Here is a 26,135-nt window from a genome sequence, read left to right as displayed (position 1 = left end):
GTCAGGCCGAAGTCTCGCCGGCCGGCCAGATGCCGCGCAGCGGTCGCAGTCCGTCCTCGACGTAATCGGCGACGGGGCGGGTGCCGCCATCGAGGTACCACTGTTCGAGGGCGGCGAAATATCCGAACGCCAACGCGTTGGCGGCTACCCGGGCCTGGGTGTCGGTGAGCCGGCCGGTCGACGCGATCAGTGGGGTGAGCCGTTGCGCGGTGCGGTCGGCCGAGGCGCAGGCGGCCATCCGCACCGACGGCTCGGTGAAGTGGTATCGAATACGGCGCCACGGCCCCGCGGCGTCGGTGGTGTCTTTCGTGTCGGGTTCGTCGGCGGCTTCGTCGCTGCGTACCGAGCGCAGCAGGCTGGCGATGGGATCGCGCGGGTCGACCATCGCTTCGATCTCCTCCGCGCTGAGCGTGTCGAATTCGTCGGCGACGATGATCCCCTCTTTTGTGCCGAAGAGGCGATAGACCGTCGACGGTGACACCTCGGCGGCCGCGGCGATCTCGTCGATGGTGACGGCGCTGAAGCCCTTCTCGTCGAAGAGGTCGAGGGCTCGTTCCTGGATGGTGTGCATCGCCTTGACGCGCCAGCGTTCGCGAAGTCCGCTCATGTGATCACGGTATCAGCAAGTAACTGTCTGGAGCATGAGGCTGTCTTTCAGACATTGACTGTCTGTAAACAGGATCGTACAGTCACTCTCTAGAGACAGTGACTTTCTGAAACCTGCGACCCGCGCGCACCGATCGCGCAGACCGCCCCACCCCGAAGGACCGGTGCCATGCATCGACCCGGCCACCACGAACCCGTCCCGGCAGTTGCCCGGAGGCGCCACGCGAGGGGACTGACATGACCGCCACCGACCTCGCCGATGCGCCGACCGCATCGTCCGAACCGCGATCCGCCCGTACGAACGACACCTCGGCAGCGGCGCTGCTGCGCCCGCACGTTCGGGGCTTCGCCGCCGTCATCGGCCTGCAAGTCATCGGTGCTGTTGCCGGGCTGGCGCCGCTGATCGCCGTGGTGGAGCTGGGCCGGGTGCTGCTGTCACCCGGCCCGATCGATGACGGCCGGGTCTGGGCGGCGGTGCTGCTCGGGGCGGGCGGCCTGTCCGTCCGGCTGCTGTTCACGGCCGCCTCGTCCGGGCTCGGGCACGTTCTCGACGGCCGGGTGCAGTTGTCGCTGCGCCGGCGGCTCGCCGCACATCTGGGCCGCGTGCCGATGGGTCTGCTCGCCCGGCGCCGCACCGGCGAGCTGGCCAAGGTGGTCGGCGAGGATGTGAGCGCGGTGCATCCGTTCATCGCGCATGCTCCCGGTGAGCTGGTGTCAGCGTTCGTGGTGCCGCTGGTGTCGCTGATCTATCTGCTCACCGTCGATTGGCGGCTCACCCTGATCACGCTGATCCCGGTGCTGCTGGCGGTGGCCCTGGTTCCGTTGATGATGACTCCGGCCCGGCAGCGCGAACAGCAGGAATTCGATGCGGCGATGGGGCGTATCGCCGACACCGCGGTCGAGTTCGTCCAAGGCATCGCGGTGGTGAAAGCCTTCGGCGGTGGTGACCGCGCGCACCGCCGATTCCGCACGGCGGTGGACGATTTCGCCGGCACCTTCGTGCGCTGGGTGCGCGGCATCTCCCCGATCGCCGCCGGGATGCAATTGGCGTTGTCGCCGCCGTTCGTGCTGCTCGTGGTGTTGACGGGCGGCGCGGCATTGATCACCGGCGGCAGCCTGGCGGCCGCGGACCTGCTGCCGTTCCTGCTGCTCGGGCTGGGCTTGACCGCACCGGTCGCGGCGCTCGGCCACGGATTCGACGATCTGCAAGCGGCCGGCCGTGCGCTCGGCCGGGTCCGTGCGGTGCTCGACGTCGAGCCGTTACCCGAACCAGCGCGCCCGGTCGCGCCACGAGGCCATCGGGTGCAGCTGCGCGATGTCCGATTCGCCTACGACTCCGGCCACGAGGTGCTGCGCGGCATCGACCTGGTGCTCGAACCGGGCACGGTCACCGCGCTCGCGGGACCGTCGGGCAGCGGCAAATCCACCCTGGTGCAACTGCTTCCGCGGTTCTTCGATCCGACGCACGGCAGCATCAGCATCGGCGGGGTCGACCTGCGCGAGATCGGCAGCTCCGCGCTCTACCGGACCGTCTCGTTCGTCTTCCAGGACGTGCGGCTGCTGCGCGCCTCGGTAGCCGACAATATCGCTCTCGCCGTGCCGCATGCCGAGCGCGAGCAGGTGGTGCGGGCCGCCCGGCTCGCGGGAATCCACCAGCGGATTCTCGAACTGCCACACGGCTACGACACGGTGCTCGGCGTCGACGCCGGACTGTCCGGCGGTGAGGCACAGCGGCTCTCGCTCGCCCGTGCGCTGCTGGCGGACACGCCGATCCTCGTCCTGGACGAGGCCACCGCATTCGCCGACCCGCTGACCGAACACGCGGTACGCCGGACCCTGTCGACACTGCGCGGTGAGCGGACCCTGCTGATCATCGCCCACCGGCTGGAGACCATCGCCGACGCCGACACCGTCGTCCTGCTGCGCGACGGCGAGATCGTCGAGCGCGGCGCGCCCGCCCGACTTCTGGCAGCCGACGGCGCATTCGCCGAATTCTGGCGCACACATCGAGGAGCTGAACTGCCATGATCGCCCTGCTGCTGCGCGTGCTCGGGCATACGTACGCCGGTCCGGTGCGCCGCGCCGTGGTCCTGATGACCGTCACCGCCATCGCCGAAGGATCGGCCTACGCCCTCCTGGTCCCGGTGCTGCGGGAGTTGTTCGGAAGCAGCCCCGGCAACGCCCGGCCGTGGCTCGCGGTATTCGCCGCCGCCGTCGCCGGTTACGCGGTGCTGCGCTATGTGAGCGATCTGGCCGGATTCCGGGCCGGAACCACGCTGCTGCGCGGTACCTATCACCGGCTCGGCGATCATCTGGCCCGGCTGCCGATCGGCTGGTACGGGCGTGACCGGGTGGGTGAGGTGTCGGTGCTGGCCAGCCGGGGCGTGCTGGAAGCGATGAGTGTGATCGCGCATCTGCTCGCGCCGTTCATCGCCGCGGTCGTGACGCCGCTGACGATCGTCGTCGTGATCGCCGTCGTCGACTGGCGGCTCGGCCTTGCCGCCCTGATCGCGGTGCCGCTCGTGGCGGCGATCCAGTCTCGGACCGCACCGGCGATGGCGGCCGCCGACGCCGAACGCCACGACCGCGACCGGCAGGCCGCCGGTCGCGTCATCGAATACCTCCAGGCACAGCCGGTGCTGCGGGCGGGCGGGCGCACCACCGAGCGATTCGGCCTGCTCGACGACGCGCTGCGCGGCATCGAGCGTGCCGCCCGCCGCTCCGCGCTGTCGGCCCTGCCCGGGGTCGTCGGTCTCACCGTCACCGTCCAGGCGATGTTCACCGCGCTGCTGGCCCTCGGGGCCTACCTCGCTGTGGGCGGAACCCTCGGCGCCGTCGAGGTCCTGGCGATCCTGGTGCTCGCGGCCCGCTGCGCCGACCCCGTGCTCGCGCTGGCCGACATCGGCGGCAAACTCCGCAGCGCACGCGCACAACTCGTCCGGATCGACGCGCTGCTGCGCACCGAGCCGCTGCCGGAGCCCGCGCACCCGGCCCGGCCGAGCGGCCACGAGCTGGAGTTCGACGCGGTCACCTTCCGTCGTGGCGGCCGCACGGTGATCGACGAGCTGAATCTGACCGTGCCGCAGGGCCGTCGGGTGGCGATCGTCGGGCCCTCCGGGGCGGGCAAGAGCACCCTGCTGCACCTCATCGCGCGCTTTCACGATGTGGACGCCGGCGCCGTGCGAGTGGGCGGTGTCGATGTCCGCGACCTCGGCACCGCCGCCCTGATGGCGCAGATCGCCGTCGTCTTCCAGGACGTCTACCTCTTCGACGGCACCATCGAAGACAACATCCGGCTCGGCAGGCCCGACGCCACCGACGCCGAAGTCCGCGCCGCCGCGAGCGCTGCCCAGCTGGACGAGGTGATCGAACGACTGCCCGGCGGGTGGCGCGCCGAGGTCGGTGAAGCCGGTGCCCGGTTGTCCGGTGGTGAACGTCAGCGCGTGTGCATTGCCCGCGCCCTGCTGAAGGACGCGCCCATCGTGCTGCTCGACGAGGTGACCTCCGCCCTGGATCCGGCCAACGAAGCGGCCGTGCACCGTGGCATCGAACGCCTGATGGCCGGGCGCACGGTGGTGCTGGTGGCTCATCGGCTGCACACCGTGCGCACCGCCGACCACGTCGTCTTCCTCGACGACGGCCGGATCGTGGAGGCGGGGTCCCCTGCGGATCTGCTGCGCAAGGGTGGTCGCTTCGCCGAGTTCTGGGGCATGTCCGTCGGCAGCGGGGCCGGCGGCGCGAGCGGGGATCGGTCTCAGGTCGTGTCGTGATTCATCCGATAGGCGGATGCCACCGGTTTGCGCCGTCACTACGGTGGGTAAAGGGTCGGGCCGCATGAGGAGGAAGACGTGAACATCATCGATCTCGGTTCGTCGGCACTGAACCTGGCGAACACCGTCACATCGCTGGCCGCCAACGTGACCTACCTGTTGCAGGCCTGGGGCCTGCTGTAATCCGAACAGCAGCAGGCACCTCGGGTCAGCGCCGGGTGGCGAAACCCGGTGCCACGAAGCGCCGCACCACCTGGCGTTCGGTGGCGGCGTCGGGGAGGGGCCAGGTGAGCAGGGCCAGCACCACTCGCACGATCCATTGCGCCGCTTCGTCGTCGGGGGCGCCGGTGAGGGTGGCGGCGATTCGGGACAGCACGGGGGAGCCGGTGAGCGCTTCCTCGCCGGTGGCGCGGGAGGCAAGCCAGCGGTACAGCACGGGATCGGCGCGGATCGCCGCCACCGAGGCCAGAATGGCTTCGACCACGCGGCGTGGACCGGTGTGACTGCCGATCGCGGCGGCGACGCGCTCGGAGACGGTGGCCGCCGAGTGCGCGAGGACGGCGTCGACGAGGGCGGCCTTCCCGCCGACATGGCGGTAGAGGGTGGCCCGCGAGCAACCGGCCCGTGCGGCCACCTCGTCCACGCCGACGTCATCGATGCCGCGTTCGAGGAACAATTCGGTGGCGGCGGCTTCGATGCGTGCGACAGCGGCCGCGCGGCGATCGCCGCCGGTGAGCCAGTCTCCGTGGTGCTGAGCCATGCCGGCGCCTCCTGAGATCGGTTGTCGTCTCAGGATGAGACAACCTCCATAATTTGTGTACCCCCGTAACCCGGCGAAATCCCCCGGAGGGTCGATGACGTCACCTCGGGGCTCTCTGCCGGATGTCTCGAGGCGAGACCACTGTTGACCCGGGTATCGGCAACAGCGCAGCGTCGAACCCGGTAACGGCAGACGAGAGCGGGAGCGCGCAGTGGTGGCACCGAGCGATATCGACATCTTCGACCCGGCGTATCTGGACGACCCGTATCCGATGTACCGGATGCTGCGCGAGCAGTCGCCGGTGTGGCGGGTTCCTGGAACCGACTTCTTCCTGGTGACGTCCTGGGACCTGGTGACCGAGGCGGCCACCCGGGTGGAGGACTTCTCCTCGAACCTGACCGGGGTGATGATCCACCAGCCGGAAGGCCCGCCGCTGGTCTTCGATATCGACGGTGGTGGTCGGGCCGTTCATGTGCTGGCCACAGCAGACGATCCGGTGCACGCCGCACACCGCAAGCTGGTCTTCCCGTATCTCGGCGCGCGCGTACGCGGCCTCGGGCAGCTGGTGCACGACCTGGTCGACCGGCTCTGGCAGGAGCAACTGCGCGGCGATCGCATCGATATCGCCACCGGGATCGCCGACCGGCTGCCGCTCGGGGTGGTCGCCGACATCATCGGATTGCCATCGCCGGACGTGCCGCGGTTGCTCGCCTGGGCCTATGACAGCACCGAGATGCTCGGTGGCATCGTCGCCGAGGGGCGGCTCCCGCGGCTGGTCACCTCCGCCGCCGAACTGGCCGGCTATCTGCATGATCAGCTCGCCCGCGCCCTCGCGCGCCCGGAAGGCACCGTGCCGGGCCTGCTGGACGTGCTCGCTTCGGCGTGCCGGCGCGGTGATCTCGAACCCGAGGTCGCCGTGCTGATCCTGGTGCAGCTGGTGGGCGCGGGCGGCGAGTCGACGGCGGGCCTGATCGCGAACGCGGCGCGGATCCTGGCCGAGCACCCGGTCTTACAGGATCGGCTGCGCACCGACACCGCCGCGATCCCGGCCTTCCTCGAGGAAGTGGCGCGGGTGGAATCGCCGTTTCGCGGACACCATCGCCATATCACCCGGGAGACCACGCTCGGCGGAGTGGTGCTGCCCGCGGGCGGTCATCTGTTGCTGATGTGGGGCGCGGCCAACCGCGACCCCGGCACCTTCGCCGAGCCCGACATCGTCGATATCGACCGCTCCGGCCGCACCACCCTGGCGTTCGGCAAGGGCGCGCATTTCTGCATCGGCGCTGCCCTGGCCAGGATGGAAGCACTGGCCGCGATCACCGTGCTGCTCACGCGCAGCAGCGGATTCGGCCTGGTGGACGATGCCCCGCCGCAGTGGGTTCCCAGCCTGATGGTCCGTCGGCACGCTCGGCTGCCATTGTGGATCCGGCAGCGCTGACCGGCGGCAGGGGCGGCTCCGGCGACGCCTGTGTCACTTCGGTTCCGGTCACCGGTACTCGAGGCGGGGATGGCCGACTTCCGGCCATACGTCCGGCTACGGTGAGAGCAGTGGCCCGCTCGGGCCGCGCCGCGCAGAGAGGAGAGATCGTGCCGCAGAACGTCCGAGGTGTCATCGCCCGTCGATCGGGTGCTCCGGTGGAACTCGTCACGGTCGTGATCCCGGATCCCGGCCCCAACGATGTGGTGGTGCGGGTGCAGGCGTGCGGGGTGTGCCACACCGATCTGACCTACCGTGAGGGCGGCATCAACGACGAATTCCCGTTCCTGCTCGGGCACGAGGCGGCGGGCATCGTGGAGACGGTCGGGGAATCGGTCACCCATGTCGAGGTGGGCGATTTCGTGGTGCTGAACTGGCGGGCGGTCTGCGGGCAGTGCCGCGCCTGTAAGCGGGGGCGGCCCTGGTACTGCTTCGACACCTTCAACGCCAGCAAGCCGATGACGCTCGAGGACGGCACCGAGCTCACCCCCGCCCTCGGCATCGGGGCGTTCGCCGACAAGACGCTGGTGCACGAGGGTCAGTGCACCAAGGTCGATCCGGAGACCGATCCGGCCGTCGCCGGACTGCTCGGCTGCGGTGTGATGGCCGGGCTCGGCGCGGCGATGAACACCGGCACTGTGGGCCGCGGTGATTCGGTGGCCGTGATCGGCTGCGGCGGTGTCGGCGATGCGGCGATCGCGGGCGCGCGGCTGGCGGGTGCGACGACGATCATCGCCGTCGACCGCGACCCGAGCAAGCTCGACGCGGCCCGCGAACTGGGTGCCACCCACGTCATCGACGCATCCACTGCCGACGCGGTGGCCGAAATCCAGGAACTCACCGGCGGTTTCGGCGCCGACGTGGTGATCGACGCGGTCGGCCGCCCGGAAACCTGGAAGCAGGCGTTCTACGCCCGCGACCTGGCGGGCACCGTCGTCCTGGTGGGCGTGCCGACTCCGGACATGACCCTCGAGATGCCGCTGATCGATTTCTTCAGCCGCGGTGGCGCGCTCAAATCCTCCTGGTACGGCGACTGCCTGCCCGAACGTGATTTCCCCACGCTGATCGAGCTGTATCGGCAGGGCAGGCTGCCGCTGGAGAAGTTCGTCACCGAACGAATCGGGCTCGACGCCGTGGAAGCGGCGTTCCACACCATGCACGGCGGCAAGGTGCTGCGTTCGGTGGTCGTGCTGTGACGCGGGTGGAGCGCATCGTCACCTCCGGCCAGTTCTGCCTGGACGGCGGCTGCTGGGATGTGGACAACAACATCTGGCTGGTCGGCGACGGCAACGAGGTGCTGATCATCGACGCCGCCCACGACGCCCGCCCGATCCTGGACGCGGTCGCGGGCAGGCACGTCACCGCCATCGTGTGCACGCACGCCCACAACGACCATGTCACCGTCGCTCCGCAGCTGTCGGCCGCCACCGGCGCGCCGATCCACCTGCATCCCGACGATGACGTGCTGTGGCAGCAGACCCATCCGGGCATCGAATACACCGCGCTCGCTGATCGGCAGCGGCTCGAGGTCGGCTCCACGCATCTCGAGGTGCTCCACACGCCGGGCCATTCCCCCGGCTCCTGCTGCCTCTACCTGCCCGAGCTCGGCGAAGTGTTCAGCGGCGACACCCTTTTCGAGGGCGGGCCGGGGGCCACCGGCCGCTCGTACTCGGACTACCCGACCATCCTGGCCTCGATCAACAACCGGTTGTTCGCGCTGCCGGAGGAGACGGTGGTGCACACCGGGCACGGGCCCGACACCACGCTGGGCGCCGAGCGCGCGAATGTCCCGGCCTCGGCGGACACCGAGTCCTGATCGGCGGACGGGCAGCGAAACCTGTTCTGCCGATGGCGGATAAGCGCTCACCAGCCGTGGCAATCGCCGGGTCGACGCGGGCGGGAATTCTGAGAGGATATCCGGCGCAAGGTATTTCATCGACCACGCGCCGCATAGATTGCGCTGTCTCGAAGGGCCACAGCCATGACGAGCCTGCCTGCTTTTCCCGCCGCCGACGAACGGCCACTCGATACCTGTCGCCGACTACAGAAGATCGCTCCCGTCGTCGAAGTCGAGTTTCCCGGTGGAGTGCCCGCCTATCTGGCGCTGACGCACAAGGCGGTCGAGGAGATCCTCGCCGGCGACAACAAGACCTTCGCCCGCGACCCGAAGCACTGGCCCGGGCTCTATGACGGATCGATCCCCGAGGACTGGCCGTTCCGGGCCATCGTCCAGGGCGATCACCTGTCCACCAAGGACGGCGCGGACCACCGCCGGTTGCGCGGGCTGGTCGGCAAGGGCTTCACACCCGCCCGGGTACGTGCGCTGGAACCGCGCATCCAGCAGCTCATCGACGGACTGCTGGACGATGTCGAGCGGGCCGGAGACGGGGTCGATCTGGTACCCGCCTTCTGCGACGCGCTGCCGATGGCCGTGATCAGTGAACTGTTCGGGGTGCCCGAGTCCGAGCGGGCCCAGCTGCGCCGGTGGACGCTGGCCTCGCTGTCGCAGAACGCCACGGCCGAGGAAGCCTTCGACACCCAGGTCGCGCTGCGTGGGTACCTGTACGAACTGGTGCGGCGCAAGGAGAACGAGCCCGGTGACGACCTCACCACCGATCTCGTTCGCGCTCGCGACGACGGGGAGCGGCTCACCACCGACGAACTGGTCGCGGTGTTGTGGCTGATGCTCATCGCCGGGCACGAGACGACCGTGTATCTGCTCGGCAATGCCGTGGTCGCGCTGTCGCAGCATCCCGATCAGCTCGCGACGACCAAGGCGCAGGACCGGTGGGCCGAGGTCGTCGAGGAGACCCTGCGCTATCGGCACTCGGTGATGATGACGAGCTTCCGGTTCACCCTCCAGGACGTGACCATCGCCGGTGTACCCATACCCAAGGGCAACGCGGTGGGGGTGGTCTATCAGGCTGCGGGTGTCGATCCCGAGCAGCACGGTGATACCGCGAACCAGTTCGACATCAACCGCGAGAAGGCCGCGCACCTCGGGTTCGGGCATGGACCGCGCTACTGCGTGGGGGCGCCGCTCGCGCGATTGGAGGGCCGCCTCGCGCTGGCCGCCCTGTATCGACGGTTCCCCGATCTGAGCCTGGCGATCGATGCGGATGACATCCCGCACGCCCCGTCGTTCTTCACGATCGGCCCACTGTCCATTCCGGTGAACCTCGGTACTGCCCGGGGCTGATACGAGCCTCGGGCGGATTCCGCGTGACGCATCGGGCTTGCCCCGGAGCGTCACGCGGGCCGGTGAAACGCCCACCCGGCCTTTCGGCGCACGTGGGTGCCCGTTGCCCCGGCGTCGCCGGGTGACAGTGGCCGTGCCGGATATCGGTCAGGGCGCCGCGGTGGTCGACACCGCGGCCGTCGCGGCGGCGCCGGGCGTCACCGCGCTCACCCGCACCCAGGTGTTGTTCACCGCGGCCGCGCCCGAGAGCGGGTCGGTGAGCGACGGGTCGTGCAGCAGGTTCACGTTGACGCCCGGCTTGGCGGCGGCCACACTCCAGCCGACGCCGGGTGCACCATGGCCCCAGCCGTGCGGGATGGCGACGACGCCGCGGCGGATGTCGTCGCTGATCTCGACCGGCAGCGTGATCGCGCCGACGGGGGAGGCGACGGTGGCCGAATCACCGTCGGCGAGACCGCGTTCGGTGGCGTCGTCGGGGTGCATGAGCACGGTGCAGCGGTCGCGGCCCTTCATCATCGTCGGGATGTTGTGCAGCCAGGAATTGTTGCTGCGCAGGTGGCGCCGGCCGATGAGTTTGAGGTCGAAGCCTTCGCCGGGGGCGGTCAGTGCCCGACCGGCCGCGGCATCGTCGAGCACGGCGGTGATGGCGCGCAGGAAGTCGGGCGGCGCGAGCTGCACCTTACGGTCGCGGGTACCGATGAGTTCGGGCAGCCGCGGCCGCAAGGGGCCGAGGTCGACGCCGCCCGCGGCCTCGCGGATCCGCTTGATGGTCAACCCCTTACGACCCTTGCGCAGCACACCGTACGGGCCCGTCGCGACGGCGGCGGCGATCATCCGTTGCGGACTCAGTTGCGCGAACACCGCATCGGCGGCGCGCCCGGTGAGCCGGCGGACGGGCAGCGGCACCACCTCGGTGATCAGCCGGGCCAGGATCTGCCAGTCCTCCATGGCATCGGCGGGTGGGTCGAACACCTTGGCGTCGTAGCGGGCGTTGTTGCGCACACTGAACACCGGGAACAGGATGTTGAGTTCCTCGCGTTCCAGCGGGGACACCGGCGGCAGGATGATATCGGCGTGGCGCGTGGTCTCGGTGATGTACATGTCCACGGCCACATAGAAATCGAGCGAGGACAGCGCCGCTTCCAGCCGCCCGCCCTGCGGGGTGGACAGCACCGGATTCCCGGCGTAGGTGATCATCGCCTTGATCTGGCCGGGCCCCTCGGTCAGGATCTCCTCGGCCAGCACACCGACGGGTAGCTCGCTGCGGAAGGATTTGTGCGCTCCCGAGCGGTCGGTCCACGCGCCGTGGCCCATCGGCAGGTATTTCGCGTAGCGAGCGGCGTCGACGGGTGGAGTGCCGAACATCTGGCCGCCGGCCCGGTCGAGATTTCCGGTGACGGCGTTGATCGTGTTGACCAGCCAGTGCGTCAGCGTGCCCGTGACCTGCTGGCACACCCCGATCCTGGCGTACAGCACCGCCGAGGGCGCCGCCGCGTGATCGCGGGCCAGGCGCCGGATGGTGTCGGCGTCGACGCCCGCGTGCGGTGCCATGGTTTCCGGCGTGGTGTCGGCGACCAAGCGGCGCAACCGTTCCCAGCCGGCGCATTGTTCGCCCACGGCGCGCTCGTCGTACAACTTTTCGGCGACCAGCACGTGCAGCATGCCGAGCAGCAGATACACATCTCCGCCCGGTGCGACGGCGACGTGCTCGTCGGCCAGCCGCGCCGTCTCGGTGCGCCGCGGGTCGATGACGACGACGCTGCCGCCGCGCCCGCGCACATCGCGGATGCGCTGCTTGGCGCCGGGCATGGTGGTGATGGATCCGTTCGAGACCGCCGGGTTGGCGCCGAGGATCACCAGCCGGTCGGTGCGGTCGATATCGGCCACCGGCATCAGCACGTTGGAACCGAACATCCGCCAGGCCGTGAATTCCTGCGGGAATTGGTCGATCGAGGAGGCGGAGAAGAAGTTCCTGGTCATCAGGGCGGCGCGCAGCAGGCCGCCGTAGAGCACCGAGGTGCTGTGCGCGGCCGGGTTGCCCATGTACATGCCGATGGCGCTGGGGCCGTGCGCGGAGCGGATCGCGCGGAGACGCCGGCCGATCTCGCCGAACGCCTCGTCCCATCCGATCGGCTCGAAGCCGTCGCCGACGCGCCGCATCGGCGTGCGCAGCCGGTCCGGATCGTGGTGCAGGCCGCCCATGGCCGTGGCCTTCGGGCAGATGTAGCCCTTGGACAGCACGTCCTCGCGATTGCCCTCGATGCGGGTGACCCGCTCGTCTTCGACCGTGACCAGGATTCCGCAATGCGCCTCGCACAGCGTGCACTGCCGCGCGACCGTTCTCGTGCTCATCGATGAACCCGCCCCTTCTGTCGACGTCGGAGTCCACGCTATCGGGTGAACGGGCCGGATAGATCCGACTACGGTCGGATTTCTCGGCAGCTCAGCCGAATTACCGGGGTTCGAGGACGACCACCGGAATCTTTCGGTCGGTCCACGACTGGTAGCTGTCGAAATCGGCGTACAGATCCACCAGCATCGGCCACAACCGCGCGCGCTCCGCATCGTCGGCGACGTGGGCCCGCACCAGCCGGCGTTCGGTGCCGATCTGCACCGCGGCCTCGGGATCGGCGACCAGATTGTGGTACCACTGCGGATTGTTCGGCAGCCCGCCCTGTGAGGCCACGACCACCAGATTCGCGCCGTCGACCAGGTACACCAGCGGTGTGGTGAACACCTTGCCGGACTTGCGTCCTCGATGTTCGAGCAGCAGATTGGGCGCGGGTTTGCGGAAGGCTGCCCCGACGCGCCAGTTCTTGCCGATCCGGCCGCCGCTGCGCTGGTACAGCCACACATGCGCGCGCGACATGAGCTTGATGATCTTCGGTACCAACGGCGAATCGAGCTTGGGTGGGCGTTTGGTCGGCACAGCGGTTTCCGTTCAGGTGAGGTCAGCCCAGGATGAGCAGCGCGGATTTCTCGATGCGGTCGGCGATTTCGGAGTACGAGCCATATCCCATGCCCGCGCGCACCAAGGCGCCCGCGTAGAGCAGTTCCAGCGATTCGACGACGTCGTCGTCGGCATCGGCACCGAGCGCGCGCACGATCCGTTTGCGGATCTCGCCGCCGATCCGGCCGCGCAGATGCGCCACATCGGGATCGCGGCCGAGCAGTGCGCTGGTCACCGCGCCGGACACCTGCTGCTCATCGGCGACGAGCATGGCGATATTGCGCAGTTCGGCAACCACCCGGACCTTGGGGTCGGGGTCGTCGCTGACCGGCGACGGTGAGGCCGCCAGCCGCCGCCAGAAGATCTCGGCGACCAGATGTTCCTTGGAGGAGAAGTAGGTGTAGGCGGTGGCCGTGCCGACCCCGGCCGCCGCGGCGACCATCCGGATGGTCATCCCCGCGAATCCTTCGCGCGCGAGGACCTCCACCGCCGCCTTGGTCAGCTTGTCGACGGTGTCGGCCTGCTTCTCGGTGAGGCGACGCCGGGTCGCCTCGAGGATGATGGAATCGCCTTCGGACATGTGTCTGGATACTACATTCTCAGTTCTTGGCCGCGGCGATGCCCGCGCGGCGTCCGTAGAAGCTGCCGTCGCCGAGCGAGGCCCCGCTGACGTAGCCGCCGGCGCAGATCCCGGAGGTGCAGCGCCCGGCGGCGTACAGCCCGGCGATGGGTTGCCCGTCGACGTGCAGCACCCGGCTGTCCAGATCGGTGCGCAGCCCGCCGAGGGTGAATCCCGCGGTGAATCCGCGCATGTCGAAGCCGGCGACCGCGCCCTCGATCGGCGTCACCCATTCCGGCTTCTTGCCGAGCAGCGGATCGGCGCCCTCAGCGGCGTGCCGGTTGTACACCTCGACCGTCGAGGTGAGCGCGCCCGCGGGCAGCCCCATCTCGGACTCGAGTTCGGCGACCGATTCCGCGGCCCAGGTGGGCGGCTGACGGAAGAAGGGAGTCGAGGTCTCGGTGATGAGCGCTTGTTCGTAGGCGGCCTCGCCGATGATCAGATAGGCCTGGTTGTCCTGCTGGATCAGGGTGGCCTGGCCGATCCGGCCGGGATAGGTGTCCTCGGCGATGTAGCGCTGGCCGCGCCCGTTGACGAGGATGCCGCGCGCGAGCATCTGCGGATCGCCGAAGAAGGCGACCTCGGTGGCGTCCATGTGGGCCAGCTCGGCGCCGAGGGCCTGGGCCACCCGGATGCCGATGCCGTCGTGTTCCTCGATGGCGGCCGCGGGCCGTCCGATCAGCCGCGGTGCGTACCCCTCGATCATCTGCTGCTGGTAGGCGAAGCTGCCGGTGGCGAGCACCACGCCGCGCTCGGCTCGGATCGCGACCTGCTGTCCGTAGCGTTTGGCGATCACGCCGACCACCCGCTCGCCGTCGACCACCAGGCGCTGGATCCGCATGTCGTATTCGACACCGACGCCGAGCTTTTCGGCGGTCTCGGCCAGTGGCTTCATGAGCATGTAGCCGCCGCCCTTCTCCCCGGTGCGCTTATCGGCCATCTGCGGCACGTGGCCGCGCGGGGCCGGGTCGGCGATGGTGTTGAACGGCGCCGCGTTCTCGCCGCCGGTGTACATCAGGCCCTCGTCGTGTGGCGGCTCCCAGCCGGGTTCGGCCCAGAACTCCTCCTTGAACGGCACCCCGTTGGCCACCAGCCATTCGTAGTGTTCGACGCTGCCCTCGCAGTAGTCGATGATCTTCTCCCGGTCCGCCCCCGGTCCGAGCGCCGCCAGCAGGAACTCGGCCATGTTCTGCGGGGTGTCGTCGAAGCCGAGCGCCCGCTGCAATGGGGTGCCGCCGCCGAGGTAGATGAATCCGCCGGCCAGCGCGGCCGCACCACCCCAGCCGCCGGTGCGTTCCAGGATCAGCACGCTCGCGCCGGCGCGTGCGGCCTCGATCGCGGCGCACACCCCGGCGATGCCGTAACCGGCGACGACGACGTCGGCGGTGTGATCCCAGCTCGCCACCTCCGTCACGGGCAGCGGGCGAACGGTGGTCGGTGTCGATTCAGCCATGCTGTGTACTCCTCACAAATCCGGGTCCGCGCGACGTCATGGCTTCGGTGGCTCGGCTGCGGATTCCTGCTGCTTCTGCTTGTCCCGCGCCGCCTTCTTCTGCTGCCCGACGATCGTGGTGATCGAGATGTCGAGCTTGCTGCCGTTCGGCCAGCCGATGTAGTGGCACAGGAACAGTGCGATCTCGTGCAGTTCTTCCTCGGTGAGTTCACCGTTGCGCAGGGCAGCCCCGATCTGGATGGCCGCGGTGTCCATCAGGCCCTGGGCGGTGAGCGCGCCGAGCAGCACCAGCCTGCGATCGCGGATGCTCAAGCCCGGCCGGGACCAGACGTTGGCGAACAGGTGGTCGGCGGTCATCGCGAAATGGTCGCTGGGATAGTCCTGGAAGGGCGTGCCGTACACCTCCTCCATCTTCGCCAGGCCGCGTTCACGCAGGGTGGGTTGGGTGCCGTTGGGTTCGGTCGGTTCGCTCATGCGGGCATCTCCTGGTCGGCGGTGGTCGGGGCGCCCGATGGGGTCGGCGCGTGGCTTGATCGTCGGCTCATGAGCCCTCCGGCGCGGGCGGCGGAACACCGAGACCCGGCCCGAGATGCTCGCGCGCCAGCGCGGCCAGCGGCAGGTCGATGCCGAGCCTGCGGCCCAGATCCAGCGCCAGGGCCAGATCCTTGTCGCCGAGATCGCGCACGTGGCCCATGATCGGCAGCCAGAAATCGCCCTCGGCGATCGGGCCGGTGCGCTCGCGCAGCATGATGGCGCCGGGCCCACCGGTCACGGCGTCGGAATGGCGGACCACCTTGCCGAGCGTGGTGATATCGAGTCCGGCCGCCTCGGCCAGCCGCTGGGCCTCGGTGGCCGCGGTGAAGGCGACGAAATGAACCAGGTTGCGGGCCAGCTTCATTCGAGTTCCGGCACCCACCGGCCCGGCGTGCACGATGAGGTCGCCGAAACACCTGAACGGTTCGCGCACTCGGGCGAAGGCCGTCTCGCTGCCGCCGACCATCACCGCCAGCGCACCACGGTTCGCGCCGGGCGCGCCACCGCTGACCGGTGCGTCGACCAGTTCCACTCCGTGCTCGGCGCATCGAGCGGCCAGGTCGACCGCCGTCGAATCGCTGATGGTGGAGTGCACCGCGACGACGGTGCCGGGGGCGGCGGTCTCCAGCAGCCCGCCGGGACCGGCCACCACCTGGCGGACCTGCGCGTCGTCGACCACGACCACCGAGATCACCGCGCACTTGGCGGCGAGTTCGGCCGCCGTGGACGCGGACTCGGCGCCGGCGTCGGTGAACGGCGCCACCGCCTCGGCGCGGGTATCGCAGACGGTGAGCCCGCCCGGCCAGTCGAGCAGCCGCTTCGCCATCGGGGCGCCCATGCTCCCCAGGCCGATGAAGCCGACCCTGGCACCGGCCTCCGGGGTACTCACGACCGGAACACCTGCCCGCCATCGACATTGAAGATCTGTCCGGTGACCCAGCTCGCCTCGTCCGACAACAGGTACAGGCAGGCGCCGACCAGATCCTCCGGGGTGCCCATCCGCTTGAGCGGCAGCCGCTTGATCATGTCCTCGACGATGACACCCGGCGTCACGGTTTTGGTGGCTTCGGTATCAATAGGTCCGGGGGCGATCGCATTGATGCGGATCTTCGAACCACCGAGCTCGAAGGCCAGCTGCTGGGTCAGGCCGTTGATGCCGACCTTCGCCAGCCCGTAGAACCCCGAATACACCCACGCCGCGGTGGAGGACTGGTTGACGATCGACCCGCCGCCCCGCGCGGCCATGTGCTGCCAGACCGCGCGGGTCATGATCAGCGCGCCGTTGAGGTTGACGTTCATGAACCGCTGGTAGTAGTCCCACGGCACGGTGAGCAGCAGGTCCAGCTTCATATCGCCGTAGATGGCGGCATTGTTGACCAGGTGGTCGATGCCGCCGAATTTCTCGACCGTGAAATCGGCCAGCGCCGTGGCGGATTCCGGATCGGAGACGTCGACCTCGGCGAAGACGGCCGAGCCGCCGTCGGCCACGATCTTCTCCGCGACCGCCGTGCCGAGTTCGGTATTGCGGTCGGCGACCACGACATTGGCGCCCTCGGCGGCCAAGGCTTGGGCGTAGGCGGCGCCGATGCCGCGCGCGGCTCCGGTGACGATGGCCGACTTTCCGGTGAAACGGACCATGATGGGTGCTCCTGATGAGGTAGGGGTGGCGGTCAGCTGGGTTCGGCGGTGGCGATGAGCTTGGTTTCCAGGTATTCCTCGAACCCGGCCACGCCCATCTCGCGCCCGATTCCGGACTGCTTGTATCCGCCGAACGGTGCGTCGGCGGAGTACCAGATGCCGCCGTTGACGCCGAGCGTCCCGGTGCGCACGCCGTCGGTGACGCGGCGGATGCGTTCCGGATCGGTGCCCCATACCGCGCCGGACAGGCCGTAGGGGGAGTCGTTGGCCAGGCGGATGGCGTCGTCGTCGCCGTCGTGCGGGATCACCACGAGCACCGGGCCGAAGATCTCCTCGGTGGCGATGGCGGAGTCGGGTGCAACGTCGGCGATCAGCGTCGGTTCGATGAAGTAGCCGCGGTCGCGCCCGGCCGGACGTCCGCCGCCGGCCACGATGCGCCCGCCCTCGTCCCGGGCGATCGCCAGATAACGTTCCACCCGGTCGCGCTGCCGGGCCGAGATGAGCGGGCCGCAGACGGTGCCGGGGGCGGACGGATCGCCGGGGACTATGCCGCCCATGGTGGTCGCCGCGATCTGCACGGCCTGCTCGTAGGCGGCGCGGGGGACCAGCAGCCGGGTGGTCAGCGCACAGCCCTGCCCGGCATGCACACACACCGAGAAGGCGGTGACGCCGACGGCCGCGCCGATATCGGCATCGTCGAGCACGATGGCCGCCGATTTACCGCCGAGTTCGAGGAAGGTCTTCTTGATGGTGGCCGCGGCCGCCGTCATCACCGCGCGACCGGTGGCGGTGGACCCGGTGAAGCTCACCATGTCCACGCGCGGGTCGGAACTCAGCTGCGCGCCGAGACTGTGATCATCGGAGGTCACGATGTTCACCACGCCCGCCGGGATATCGGTGTGCTCGGCGATGATCCGTCCGACCGCCGCCGCGCACCACGGGGTGTTCGGCGCGGGTTTGAGCACGACGGTATTGCCCGCCGCGAGCGCCGGGCCGAGCTTGGCGAAATTGATCTGGTGCGGGAAATTCCACGGGGTGATGGCGCCGACCACGCCGGTCGCCTCGCGCCGCAGCACCCGGCGGCTGCTGATGCCCATCGGCGCGGCGACGCCGAGATCGGTTTCCCAGTTGTAGTTCTCGGCCAGCTTCGCGGCGAAGTCCAGGTCGGCGATCGGGCCTTCCAGCTGCGGTCCGCGGGTGAACATGATGGGCGCGCCCGCCTCGGCGACGGTGATCTCGCGCAGCTGCTCGACATTGTCCTGGAGCGCGGTGCGCAGCTGAGTGAGGCAGTGCGCGCGGAAGGCGTGGTCGCGGGACCAGTCCGTGGTGTCGAAAGCCGTGCGGGCGGCGGCGATGGCAGCGTCCATATCGGCGGCGTCGGCATTGGCGGCGTGCCCGAGTTCCTCCTCGGTCGCCGGGTTCACGGTGCTGAAGACGCCGGCACCGCCCTTGTCGATCAGCGTCGCGCCGATCAGCAGGGGAGCACCGTCTGCGGACAGCAGACTGTTCATAGTCGACTCCGTAAGTGTCTGGACAGGTGTACGGAATATAGTCCGGGCTCTTTCGGTTAGGCAAGAACTTGTTCTAGAAAACCAGTCAACCGCCACGGGGATCCACGGTGGGCGCAACCCGACTGCTTCGTGCGGGGAAATCGGTACGCGAAGGGCAATAATGCTGGCTAAACCGCCGGAATCGTTGTCGGCGGGCGGGGACGCTGGTACCGTCCAGACACATGTCCAGCTATGTGTCTCTACCGGACGGTGACGGCCGGATCTCAGCGGAGAACTGGTTATCGAATGCGAGGTGGGCGCGATGACGGCCGCGTCGGTGGAACCACTGATCTTCGATCCCTATGACTACGCCTTCCACGAGGATCCCTACCCCGTCTATCGGCGGCTGCGCGCCGAGGCGCCGCTGTACTACAACCCCGACCTGGATTTCTGGGCGTTGTCCCGGCACGCCGACGTCTTCGCCGGCTTCCGTGATGCCACCCGGCTCTCCAGTGCCAACGGGGTATCGCTGGATCCCGCCGCGTGGGGGCCGCACGCCCATCACGTGATGTCGTTCCTGGCCATGGACGATCCGCGGCATATGCGGATGCGCCGGCTGGTGTTCAAAGGATTCACGCCCAAACGGGTCGCCGAGATGACCGACCGCATCCGCGAGCTCACCCTCGAACATCTCGAACCCGGCTTCGCGGGCGAGAAGCTCGACTGGATCGAGGATTTCGCGGGCAAACTGCCGATGGACGTCATCTCCGAGATGCTCGGGGTGCCCGCCGCCGATCGCGCCGAGATCCGCAGGCTCGCCGACCTGGTGGTCCACCGCGAGGACGGTGTGCTCGACGTGCCGATGGCCGCCATCGAGGCCTCGGTCGCGCTGATCGGCTACTACACCGAGATGGTGGCCCAGCGCCGCAAGCAGCCACTCGACGATCTCACTTCCGCGCTGCTCGACGCCGAGATCGACGGCGACCGCCTCACCGATCAGGAAATCATCGGCTTCATGTTCCTGATGGTGATCGCCGGGAACGAGACCACCACCAAACTGCTCGGCAATGCGCTGTACTGGGGAGCGCGCAATCCCGGCGAGTACGCCAAGGTCGCCGCCGACCCGGGCATGGTCGCCGATTGGGTCGAGGAGACCCTGCGCTATGACACCTCGAGCCAGATCGTCGCGCGCACCGCGACGGTGGATATCCCGCAGCACGGTGGCGTCATCCCGGCGGGGTCGAAGGTACTGCTGCTGATCGGTTCGGCCAATCGCGATGCCGAGGTGTTCGACGACGCCGACAGCTACCGCATCGAACGCAACGACAAGGGTGCGCTGGTGAGTTTCGGTGCGGGCGTGCACTTCTGCCTCGGCGCGCACCTGGCCCGCCTGGAGGCCACCGTCGCGCTCGAGGAGTTCGCCGCCCGCACGCGCGCCTACGAGGTGCACGAGGCGGAGGTCGAGCGGGTGCATTCGACCAATGTGCGCGGGTTCGCCCGGCTTCCGATCTCGGTGCGGCCCCGATGACGCCGCCCACCCGAACCGATCACACCCCGAGACAGGAGGTGCGCTGATGCCGCGCTTCGAACCCCACCCCGCCCGGCGGCCCGCCCTGATCGCCGGCGCGTCCTCCGGCATCGGCGCCGCCACCGCCGTCGCCCTCGCCGAACTCGGCCACCCGGTGACGCTCGGCGCCCGGCGCGTGGAGCTGTGCGAAGAACTCGCCGGCAAGATCCGCGCCGACGGCGGCGAGGCCATCGCCCAGCGGCTCGACGTCACCGACGCGGCCTCGGTCGAGGAATTCGTTACGGCCGCCGAGCGGGCGCACGGCCCGGCCGAGATCCTGGTCTCCGGCGCGGGTGATATCGAATTCTCGCTGGTCGAGGAGATGGACCCGGAACGTTTTGCCCAGCAGGTGCAGGTGCATCTGATCGGCGCGCACCGGCTGGTGCACGCGGTACTGCCGGGCATGGTCGAGCGGCAGCGCGGCGATCTGGTGCTGATCAGCTCCGACTGTGCGCCCGCGCCGCGTCCGCGCACCGGCGCCTATAGCGCCGCCAAGGCCGGGCTGGAAGCCATGGTCACCCAGTTGCGGATGGAATTGGAGGGCAGCGGGATCCGCGCCTCCATGGTGCGACCAGGCCCGACGCTCACCGGCATGGGCATGAATTCCACCCCCGAGGTGGTGGGTCCGTTGCTCGAGGACTGGAAGGACTGGGGTTTCGCCCGGCATCCGTACATGCTGCGGGCCTCCGATCTCGCGGCCGCGGTGGTGGCGGTGGTGAGTACGCCGCGCGGATCGCATCTGGTGTCGGTGGAGGTGCAGCCGGAGGCGCCGCTACGGCAGCGCCGCACCTCCCGGCGCGCGCCGGAAGGGGAGTAGCGGTGCGGATACGGGTCGATCTGGATCTGTGCCAGGGGCATGCGGTCTGCCAGGACGAGGCCCCCGACATCTTCACGGTCCCCAAACGCGGGCAGGTCGTCGTCGAGAACGAGAACCCCGATGACGCCGCCCGCCCGGACATCGAACGGGCAGTGCGGTACTGCCCGACCCAGGCGTTGTCGATCGTCGACGATGCCGCCACCGATTCCGCGTCGAGCGGGACCGGCGAATCTCAGGAAGGTAGACGGTGATGGCAGGTTTCGATCGCGCGGAACTCGACGAGATGGTGCGGCGCTGGGTGGAGGCCAACCGCAGCTGTGAGGACAAGCGTGACTGGGCGCCGCTGGCCGAGATGTACACCGAGGACGCCACCTACGGCTGGAACTACGGCCCGACCCAGGAATTCATGGCGGTCGGTCGCGACGAGATCCGGGATCTGGCGCTGGTGCAGGAGATGCAGGGCCTGGAGGGGTGGACCTATCCCTATCAGGAATTCGTCATCGATGAGCGGTCGGGCAATGTCATCGGGCTGTGGAAGCAGCTCGCCGATGTCACCAGGGCCGACGGCAGCCACTACAGTCCGCACGGTATCGGCGGCAGCTGGTTCCGCTACGGTGGCAATTTCCAGTGGTCGTGGCAGCGCGATTTCTTCGACTTCGGCAATGTGTCGGCGCTGTTCATGGAGATGATCCAGCAGAACGCGCTGACCGAAGGCATGCAGAAGCGGATCCAGCGTTCGGTATCGGGTGAGCCGCTGCCCGGCTGGTACCGCATCGGTGAATCCCCGGTTCCGCTGTGGTGACGGCATGTCCGAACCGATGAGCAATTACGCGGATCTCTCGCGGGACACGCTCGCGACGCTGCTGCCGGAACTGCTGTTGAGCGGGCATCTGATCGATCGCTCCGGAATGGCGCACACCATCGGCGCTTTCGGGCGCGAGGGCATGACCGAGGTGGCCATCACCGAATGGCAGCTGGCCAGCCCGGTCTACACCCGCCGCATGCAGCGAGCCCTCGGTTTCACCGGGGACACGGTGGAGACCATCTTCAAGGGGCTCCAATTCGATATCGGCGCCCCACCACAATTCATGGATTTCCGGTACCGGTTACACGACGAGCGGCACGGCGAATTCTGGCTCGACCATTGCGGAGCGCTGGCCGATGTCGAGCCGCTCGGTACCGATTTCGTCATCGCCATGTGCCATGACATCGAAGACCCCACCTTCGACGCCACGGCCCTGGCGACCAATCCGCACGCTCAGGTGCGGCCGGTGCATCGCCCGCCGCGCGAGCCGGCCGACCGGAAGCCGGTGTGCGCGTGGACGGTTACCATCGATCCGGCCCATATCCCGCCACCGGTTCCGGAGGGCGCGGAGCTGGTCGCGGGATCAGCGGCGGCGCACACCAGGCTGACGGCCATCGATCCCGGCGAGGAAGGACGCGGCGACTATGCGGGGCCGCTGCTCAGCGATATCCGCTTCGCCGATTTCTCCCGTTCGGCGCTGATCCGGCTGGCCGATGAGGTGTGCCTGCAACATCATCTGCTCACCCTCGCCTTCGCGATCGCGGTGCGCAGGCGCACGGATCCGGAATCCGCGCTCGATATCCTGCGCAAACAATTCGCGGGTATTGCCGGTTTGACCTCGGAACGGTTGCGCACGGCGCTCGGGCTCGGCACCGATGTGCCCGCGCTGATCGAGGTGTTGCGCCACCATCCCGCCGTCAACCCGTTGCCCTACACCGGCATCCGGGTGGAAGCGGAGGGTGACACGGTGCTGCTGCGTTTCCCCCGGCACAGCGATGCCGTCGCCGACGGCGCGTGGCCGGCGCTGATCGCTCCAGAGCACACCAAGGCGCTCGATGCCATGGTGCGCGGGGTCAATTCGTGCTTCCACGTCAGTGCGACCGCCATGGCCGAGGACGAATGGACGGCCAGGATCGCGCTGGGCGACGAGCCCGCCAGGGAGGCCATCGAAGTCGCGATCGCCAAGGTCAGCACCGGTGCCGGTTTCACCTTCGCCGACCGCGGCATCCCGCTGCCCCTCACGGTCGTGTGACCGATTCCGAAAGGACACCCCATGACATCGACCTTGCCCACGGGATTCGATTTCACCGACCCGGCCCTGTGGGCCGAACGCAGCCCCGTCGAGGAATTCGCGCAGTTGCGCCGGACCGCGCCGGTCTGGTGGAACGCCCAAACCGATGAGAGCTCCGGCGGTTTCCGCGACGGCGGCTTCTGGGTGGTCAGCAAGCTGGCCGATATCAAGGAGATCTCGCGTCATCCGGAGCTGTACTCCTCGCAGGAAAAGGGCGCGATCATCCGGTTGCCGGGTGACATCACCCCCGAGCAGATGGAGGTGACCGGCGCACTGCTGGTCAATATGGACCCGCCGAAGCACTCCAAGATCCGCCGGATCATCTCCAAGGGTTTCACCCCGCGGGCGGTGGAGGGTCTACGCGCGGCGCTCACCGAACGGGCCGCGAAGATCGTGCACGAGGCCAAGAAGACCGGAGGCGGGGATTTCGTCACCCAGGTCGCGTGCGAGTTGCCGTTGCAGGCCATCGCCGAACTGCTGGGCGTTCCGCAAGAGGATCGGCGCAAGCTGTTCGACTGGTCGAATCAGATGCTCAACTACGACGACCCCGAATACGGCGATTCCACCATGGCCTCGGCCGAAATCCTCGGCTACGCCTGGAATATGGCCGAGCAGCGCCGGGCCACCCCGGTCGACGATATCGTCACCCAACTGATCAACGCCGATCTCGACGGCGAAGGGCTCGGCTCCGACGAATTCGGGTTCTTCGTCATCCTGCTCGCCGTCGCCGGCAATGAGACCACCCGCAACGCGATCACCCACGGCATGAAGGCATTCGTGGACCATCCCGAACAGTGGGAGCTCTACCGCGAGCAACGCCCGCGCACCGCACCGGATGAAATCGTGCGCTGGGCCACCCCGGTGACCGCCTTCCAGCGCACCGCCACCGAGGACCTCACCCTGGGCGGACAGCACATCGCCAAAGGTCAGCGCCTCGGCCTGTTCTACAGCTCGGCCAATTTCGATGAAGACGGCTTCACCGACCCGTTCACCTTCGATATCCTGCGCGACCCGAATCCGCACGTCGGTTTCGGCGGCACCGGCGCGCACTACTGCGTCGGGGCCAACCTGGCCAAGCTGGAAATCGACCTCATGTTCAACGCCATTGCCGACGCGATGCCCGAGATCACCCCGGTGGCCGATCCGGTACGGTTGCGCTCGGGGTGGATCAACGGAATCAAGAATTGGCAGGTGCGATACGAGTGAACGTTCGAGACATTCCGGTGCGCACGCTGTCCGGTGAGCAGTCCACGCTCGCCGGACTCGTCGGTGACCGGGTCGTGCTGCTGGTGAACGTGGCCTCCAAATGCGGGCTGACCCCGCAATATTCGGGCCTGGTCGAGCTCCAGAAGAGCTACGGCGACCGCGGATTCAGCGTGGTCGGCGTGCCGTGCAATCAGTTCATGGGCCAGGAGCCGGGCACCGCGGAGGAAATCCAGCAGTTCTGCTCGATGACCTACGGCGTGGATTTCCCGCTGCTGGAGAAGACCGACGTCAACGGTGAGGGCAGGCACCCGCTGTACCAGGGGCTGGTGGAGACGGCCGACGCCGAGGGCGCGGCAGGCGATATCCAGTGGAACTTCGAGAAGTTCCTGATCGCCCGCGACGGCACGGTGGCCGGCCGGTTCCGTCCGCGCACCACTCCCGACGACGCCGCGCTGGTCGCCGCGGTCGAAGCGCTGCTCTGACCTAGCACCCGCACGGACGCACCACGCTGCTCTGAAGCGGCAATGAACAATGGGGCCCGCTCGGCTGAGCGGGCCCCATTGTTCATTTGTTCATTTCTGTCGTCTGCGATAGCGCACCGTGCAGGGCTTCGCCAGCTGCACCACCATCTTGCTGTGGTCGTTGCGGTATTGCTCCGAGGGCAAGGTCATCTCGAATTCCCAATCCCGCAGCAGGATCGAGAAGATCGCCTTCAACTGCATCAAGGCGAAGGGCGCGCCGACGCAGCGGTGCCTGCCCGCGCCGAACGGAATCCAGGTCCACCGGTTGAGGATGTCTTCCTGGTTCGGATCGATATAGCGGCCGGGATCGAAGGTATCCGGGTGCGGGAAATCCTCGGCGATCCGGTTCGAGATCGCCGGGCTCGCCGCGACCATATCGCCGGGCTCGATCCGGCTACCGCACACCTCGAATTCATCGCGCGCCACCCGCATCAGGATGATCAGCGGCGGATGCAGCCGCAGCGTCTCTTTCAGGACCGCCTCGAGCTGTGGGATCTGCCGTAGCGCACCGAAACTGATATCGGAGCCGTCGCTGTAGAGCTCATCGAGTTCGGCGACCACTTTCCGCAATTGCTCCGGGTGCCGCAGCAATTCGATGACGCTCCACGCCGCGGTACCCGAGGTGGTGTGGTGCCCGGCGAACATCATCGAGATGAAGATGCCGGTGATCTCGCTGGCGCTGAATCGTGGCTTGCCGTCCTCGCCGGGCACCGAGACCAGCACGTCGAGCATGTCGCGATCGCCGGCATCGGCGGGCGGATTCGCCGCGCGGGTGTCCATGATCTCCTGCACCAGCGCCACCAGTTCCCGGCGCGCGGCATCGCGGCGGCGGAAACTCTCGATCGGTGCGTACGGATCCACATAGGCCAGTGCGTCGGTACCGCGTTCGAGATCGTGATACAGCTGCGCGAACCGGCCGTCGAGCTGATTGCGGAATTTCACCCCGATCAGGCAGGCCGAGGAGGTGTAGATGGTCAGTTCGGCGAAGAAATCGAGCAGGTCGATTTCTCCCGAATCACCCCAGTTCGCCACCATCCGATCCACCTCGGCGGCGATCGTCGCGGCGTGCCCGCGCATCTGATCGCCGCGCAGGGCCTGGTTGTGCAGCATTTCCTTGCGACGCTCGGGGCTGGCGTCGAACACCACACCCGCACCGAAGATCGGTTTCATGAACGGATACGCCGCACCCTGATCCAGATCCTCATCGCCCGCGCGGAAGAAGAACTCGTTGGCCTCGGCCCCGGTCAGCAGGATGACCCGTTTTCCGGCGAGTTCGAACGCGCCGACGTCGCCGCATTCCTCCCGCACACGGCGCATCAGCGCGATCGGGTCGACCCGGAACTCGTCGAGATGGCCGTATTCGGAGTCGCCGCCGGAAACTCGTTGCGGCTGCACCAGAGTCATCGAAAACCTCCCGGTGATCACTGTCCAG

24 protein-coding genes are annotated in these 26,135 nt (G+C 68.4%); 13 read left to right on the top strand and 11 right to left on the bottom strand.

Annotated elements, in window-relative coordinates; translation table 11 throughout:
• Position 1: 1 nt before the first annotated feature.
• Positions 2-607 carry a TetR/AcrR family transcriptional regulator gene (locus AC4HOU_RS17250; protein ID WP_194990225.1) on the bottom strand — a complete coding sequence of 202 codons (606 nt, stop codon included), beginning with the start codon at positions 605-607 and terminating at the stop codon, positions 2-4.
• 236 nt (positions 608-843) lie between these two features.
• Between AC4HOU_RS17250 and AC4HOU_RS17245 the strand changes: the two genes are divergently transcribed.
• Both AC4HOU_RS17245 and AC4HOU_RS17240 read left to right on the top strand, forming a co-directional pair.
• Positions 844-2,634 (top strand): ABC transporter ATP-binding protein, encoded by a 1,791-nt coding sequence (locus AC4HOU_RS17245; protein ID WP_194990226.1) that lies wholly within the window; start codon positions 844-846, stop codon positions 2,632-2,634.
• A complete protein-coding gene (locus AC4HOU_RS17240) occupies positions 2,631-4,376 on the top strand; it encodes an ABC transporter ATP-binding protein (RefSeq protein WP_195019925.1) in 1,746 nt (581 codons plus the stop codon). Before AC4HOU_RS17245 ends, AC4HOU_RS17240 begins: the two co-directional genes overlap by 4 nt.
• Positions 4,377-4,584: 208 nt before the next feature.
• Here AC4HOU_RS17240 and AC4HOU_RS17235 read toward each other — a convergent pair whose 3' ends face one another.
• Complete coding sequence (locus tag AC4HOU_RS17235) at positions 4,585-5,136, bottom strand: TetR/AcrR family transcriptional regulator (RefSeq protein ID WP_195019924.1); 552 nt, start codon at positions 5,134-5,136, stop codon at positions 4,585-4,587.
• 271 nt (positions 5,137-5,407) lie between these two features.
• Between AC4HOU_RS17235 and AC4HOU_RS17230 the strand changes: the two genes are divergently transcribed.
• The 4 genes from AC4HOU_RS17230 to AC4HOU_RS17215 all read left to right on the top strand — a co-directional run bounded on the left by AC4HOU_RS17230 (position 5,408) and on the right by AC4HOU_RS17215 (position 9,812).
• Positions 5,408-6,574, top strand: a complete 1,167-nt coding sequence (locus AC4HOU_RS17230) for a cytochrome P450 (protein WP_195020839.1) — start codon at positions 5,408-5,410, stop codon at positions 6,572-6,574.
• 149 nt (positions 6,575-6,723) lie between these two features.
• Positions 6,724-7,809: an S-(hydroxymethyl)mycothiol dehydrogenase gene (locus tag AC4HOU_RS17225; RefSeq protein WP_195019923.1), complete on the top strand. Its 1,086-nt coding sequence runs from the start codon at positions 6,724-6,726 to the stop codon at positions 7,807-7,809.
• Positions 7,806-8,429 carry an MBL fold metallo-hydrolase gene (locus AC4HOU_RS17220; RefSeq protein WP_163809347.1) on the top strand — a complete coding sequence of 208 codons (624 nt, stop codon included), beginning with the start codon at positions 7,806-7,808 and terminating at the stop codon, positions 8,427-8,429. Before AC4HOU_RS17225 ends, AC4HOU_RS17220 begins: the two co-directional genes overlap by 4 nt.
• Before the next feature lie 165 nt (positions 8,430-8,594).
• Positions 8,595-9,812, top strand: coding sequence for a cytochrome P450 family protein (locus tag AC4HOU_RS17215; protein WP_195019922.1), 1,218 nt, complete (start codon positions 8,595-8,597; stop codon positions 9,810-9,812).
• Between the two features lie 147 nt (positions 9,813-9,959).
• On the opposite strand, the gene AC4HOU_RS17210 is transcribed toward AC4HOU_RS17215, so the two are convergent.
• The 8 genes from AC4HOU_RS17210 to AC4HOU_RS17175 all read right to left on the bottom strand — a co-directional run bounded on the left by AC4HOU_RS17210 (position 9,960) and on the right by AC4HOU_RS17175 (position 18,517).
• Positions 9,960-12,164, bottom strand: coding sequence for a molybdopterin oxidoreductase family protein (locus AC4HOU_RS17210; RefSeq protein WP_195019921.1), 2,205 nt, complete (start codon positions 12,162-12,164; stop codon positions 9,960-9,962).
• Positions 12,165-12,264: 100 nt separating this feature from the next.
• Positions 12,265-12,741, bottom strand: coding sequence for a nitroreductase family deazaflavin-dependent oxidoreductase (locus AC4HOU_RS17205; RefSeq protein WP_163809353.1), 477 nt, complete (start codon positions 12,739-12,741; stop codon positions 12,265-12,267).
• Positions 12,742-12,763: 22 nt separating this feature from the next.
• Positions 12,764-13,342, bottom strand: a complete 579-nt coding sequence (locus tag AC4HOU_RS17200; RefSeq protein WP_163809355.1) for a TetR/AcrR family transcriptional regulator — start codon at positions 13,340-13,342, stop codon at positions 12,764-12,766.
• 19 nt (positions 13,343-13,361) lie between these two features.
• Positions 13,362-14,834 carry an FAD-dependent oxidoreductase gene (locus tag AC4HOU_RS17195; RefSeq protein ID WP_195019920.1) on the bottom strand — a complete coding sequence of 491 codons (1,473 nt, stop codon included), beginning with the start codon at positions 14,832-14,834 and terminating at the stop codon, positions 13,362-13,364.
• Between the two features lie 36 nt (positions 14,835-14,870).
• Entirely contained in the window at positions 14,871-15,308 is a 438-nt protein-coding gene (locus AC4HOU_RS17190) for a carboxymuconolactone decarboxylase family protein (protein WP_194991469.1), read from the bottom strand.
• Between the two features lie 67 nt (positions 15,309-15,375).
• A complete protein-coding gene (locus tag AC4HOU_RS17185) occupies positions 15,376-16,257 on the bottom strand; it encodes an NAD(P)-dependent oxidoreductase (RefSeq protein ID WP_195019919.1) in 882 nt (293 codons plus the stop codon).
• Positions 16,254-17,006 carry an SDR family oxidoreductase gene (locus AC4HOU_RS17180; protein ID WP_163809363.1) on the bottom strand — a complete coding sequence of 251 codons (753 nt, stop codon included), beginning with the start codon at positions 17,004-17,006 and terminating at the stop codon, positions 16,254-16,256. Before AC4HOU_RS17180 ends, AC4HOU_RS17185 begins: the two co-directional genes overlap by 4 nt.
• Positions 17,007-17,038: 32 nt before the next feature.
• A complete protein-coding gene (locus AC4HOU_RS17175; RefSeq protein WP_490724752.1) occupies positions 17,039-18,517 on the bottom strand; it encodes an aldehyde dehydrogenase in 1,479 nt (492 codons plus the stop codon).
• 301 nt (positions 18,518-18,818) lie between these two features.
• On the opposite strand from AC4HOU_RS17175, the gene AC4HOU_RS17170 reads away from it, so the two are divergent.
• The 7 genes from AC4HOU_RS17170 to AC4HOU_RS17140 are packed head-to-tail and all read left to right on the top strand — an operon-like array spanning position 18,819 to position 24,664.
• Entirely contained in the window at positions 18,819-20,024 is a 1,206-nt protein-coding gene (locus AC4HOU_RS17170) for a cytochrome P450 (protein WP_194991472.1), read from the top strand.
• A gap of 46 nt (positions 20,025-20,070) precedes the next feature.
• Entirely contained in the window at positions 20,071-20,880 is an 810-nt protein-coding gene (locus AC4HOU_RS17165; RefSeq protein ID WP_163809370.1) for an SDR family oxidoreductase, read from the top strand.
• 2 nt (positions 20,881-20,882) lie between these two features.
• A complete protein-coding gene (locus AC4HOU_RS17160) occupies positions 20,883-21,131 on the top strand; it encodes a ferredoxin (RefSeq protein WP_163809372.1) in 249 nt (82 codons plus the stop codon).
• Entirely contained in the window at positions 21,131-21,682 is a 552-nt protein-coding gene (locus AC4HOU_RS17155; RefSeq protein ID WP_163809374.1) for a Cif family virulence factor, read from the top strand. The genes AC4HOU_RS17160 and AC4HOU_RS17155 overlap by 1 nt, the downstream gene beginning before the upstream one ends.
• Before the next feature lie 4 nt (positions 21,683-21,686).
• Positions 21,687-22,937, top strand: coding sequence for a hypothetical protein (locus AC4HOU_RS17150; RefSeq protein WP_490724751.1), 1,251 nt, complete (start codon positions 21,687-21,689; stop codon positions 22,935-22,937).
• A gap of 21 nt (positions 22,938-22,958) precedes the next feature.
• Positions 22,959-24,182: a cytochrome P450 gene (locus AC4HOU_RS17145; protein WP_163809379.1), complete on the top strand. Its 1,224-nt coding sequence runs from the start codon at positions 22,959-22,961 to the stop codon at positions 24,180-24,182.
• Positions 24,179-24,664 (top strand): glutathione peroxidase, encoded by a 486-nt coding sequence (locus tag AC4HOU_RS17140; protein WP_163809380.1) that lies wholly within the window; start codon positions 24,179-24,181, stop codon positions 24,662-24,664. Before AC4HOU_RS17145 ends, AC4HOU_RS17140 begins: the two co-directional genes overlap by 4 nt.
• A 90-nt stretch (positions 24,665-24,754) precedes the next feature.
• On the opposite strand, the gene AC4HOU_RS17135 is transcribed toward AC4HOU_RS17140, so the two are convergent.
• Positions 24,755-26,107, bottom strand: a complete 1,353-nt coding sequence (locus AC4HOU_RS17135; protein WP_194992364.1) for a cytochrome P450 — start codon at positions 26,105-26,107, stop codon at positions 24,755-24,757.
• Positions 26,108-26,135 lie beyond the last annotated feature (28 nt).

It is taken from the genome of Nocardia sp. JCM 38205 (assembly GCF_058222935.1).
The sequence above is the reverse complement of the archived record's forward strand: the minus strand, read 5'-3'. Positions and strand labels throughout refer to the sequence as shown.